The following is a 1,861-nucleotide window of genomic DNA, read 5'->3' as shown; positions in this document are numbered from 1 at the left end:
GTGCGGTCGATAGGTGTAGGGGTGTGCGCGCCGATGACGCCGGCGCACGCGGACGCGCCGGGGACGGTGATCGCGGTGATTCCGCAGGCCGACGGGTTCCATGGGATGTCCGGCGCTCAGGTGATCGACTACTGGACACAGGGTGTCGGCGGTGTGCCGCAACCGGCCAGCGGTGCTCTCTACCTGCCCGAAGGTGAAGCTCCCGCCGGTGGCTGGCCGGTGATCGCCTACGACCACGGCACCACCGGGCTCGGTGCGGGCTGCGGCGGGCAGTCGGATCCGGCGGGTGCGCCGTGGCCGGAATCGCAAGCGGCGCAAGACGTGTTCCTGCGGCATCTGGTGGCGCAGGGCTATGCCGTTGTCGCGCCGGACTATCTGGGGCTCGGGCGGTTCGACACCGGGCCGCACCCGTACCTCGAGGTCCGCAGCGAGGCGACCGCCACCATCGACCTCGTGCGCGCCGCCAGGGCGGCCAACCCCAACCTCTCGCGCACCTGGACCGCCGTCGGCGCCTCGCAGGGCGGGCACGCCGCGCTGAGCACCGCCCACGTGCAGCAGAGCTACGCGCCCGAGCTCGACTTCCGCGGCATCGTCGCCGTCGACCCCGCCTCCGATGTGGAGAAGGTGCTGCCGCTGCTCGGGCCCGCCTTCCTGGAGATCGAGGGCACCGCGGGCCTGACCGGCTTCACCGTGAGCATCCTGGCCGGCCTGCCGCCACCCACCCCGAGGCGGAGGTCGACTCCTATCTCACGCCGAAGGGCAAGCGGATCCTCGACGCCGCGGGTGGCCAGTGCATCGACGCGATCGTCGCGAACGTCAAGGGGCTCGGGTTCGGTGACCTGTTCGCCCGCCCGCTGTCGGACGGCCCGCTGCGGACCGCGCTGTCCGAGTACATGACCGTGCCGACCAGCGGGTACGACGCGCCGATCCTGTTGCTGATCAACGCGACCGACGCGATCGTGCCGTCGCCGCTGCACGCCGCGCTGGTCGCGCAGTTCGCGGCGGGTGGGGTCGACTTCCAGACGGTGACCGGATTCGGTCAGCACACCGTGCTCAGCCGGCAGATGTGGGACGCGCTCGACGGATTCGTCGCGCGAGTGAACGCCGCGCCGCCACAGCGCTGAATAATGAAGGGGTGCAACGTGTTCGGATGGCTGCTCGCGGTGCGGGGCGGAACGGTCGCTGATCTGTACACTCGTCCAGGAATCATGTTGCCTGGTGGAGAGCAGGATCCGTTGCCGAAGACACCGATGCGCGCGGCGGTTCTCGCCGCGATCACCGCGAGCGCGCTGCTCGCCGCAGGTTTCGCCCCCGCGGCGGCGCAAGCGCCGGGCGCGCTCATCTCGGTGCAGCCCGAACCCGCGGGCTGGCACGGGATGGACCGCGGGTCGGTCGTCGAGTACTGGATGACCGACTCGGCCGGCACCCCGCGCCCGGCCAGCGGCGCGCTGTTCCTGCCCGAAGGTGACGCCCCCGCCACCGGCTGGCCGATCCTCGCCTACGACCACGGCACCTCGGGCTCGGGTCCCGGCTGCGGCGGCCAGGCCGACCCCGAGCTCGCCCCGCTGCCCCTGCATCGCGGGGCCGAGGACGCGTTCATCAAGCGGTTCGTCGACCAGGGCTATGCCGTCGTCGCCCCCGACTACCTCGGCCTCGGCCGTTTCGAGACCGGCCCGCACCCCTACCTCGAGGTGCGCAGCGAGGCCACCGCCACCATCGACCTGGTCCGTGCCGCCCGCACGGCCAACCCCGACCTGTCGCGCACCTGGAGCGTGCTCGGCATCTCGCAGGGCGGGCACGCGGCGCTGAGCACCGCCCACGTGCAGCAGAGTTACGCGCCCGAGCTGGACTTCCGCGGGAC

At 72.1% G+C, this 1,861-nt stretch carries 3 protein-coding genes; all 3 read left to right on the top strand.

Annotated features, from left to right (window positions below):
- A partial coding sequence (locus ACFWPJ_RS31745; protein ID WP_378857054.1) for a lipase family protein occupies positions 1-897 on the top strand: 897 nt, incomplete at its 5' end.
- The gene (locus ACFWPJ_RS31740) at positions 894-1,124 is read left to right on the top strand and encodes a hypothetical protein (protein WP_378857052.1); all 231 of its coding nucleotides are present in this window, start codon (positions 894-896) and stop codon (positions 1,122-1,124) included. The genes ACFWPJ_RS31745 and ACFWPJ_RS31740, both read left to right, overlap by 4 nt.
- Before the next feature lie 111 nt (positions 1,125-1,235).
- A partial coding sequence (locus tag ACFWPJ_RS31735) for a lipase family protein (protein ID WP_378857050.1) occupies positions 1,236-1,861 on the top strand: 626 nt, incomplete at its 3' end.

The organism is Nocardia sp. NPDC058497 (assembly GCF_042720195.1).
Classification (GTDB): domain Bacteria; phylum Actinomycetota; class Actinomycetes; order Mycobacteriales; family Mycobacteriaceae; genus Nocardia.
This window is presented reverse-complemented; position numbering and strand designations above follow the sequence as displayed.

Coding starts and splice junctions, on each gene's coding strand:
- ACFWPJ_RS31740 (WP_378857052.1), top strand. CDS start 894: ATGACCGTGCCGACCAGCGGGTACGACGCGCCGATCCTGTTGCTGATC.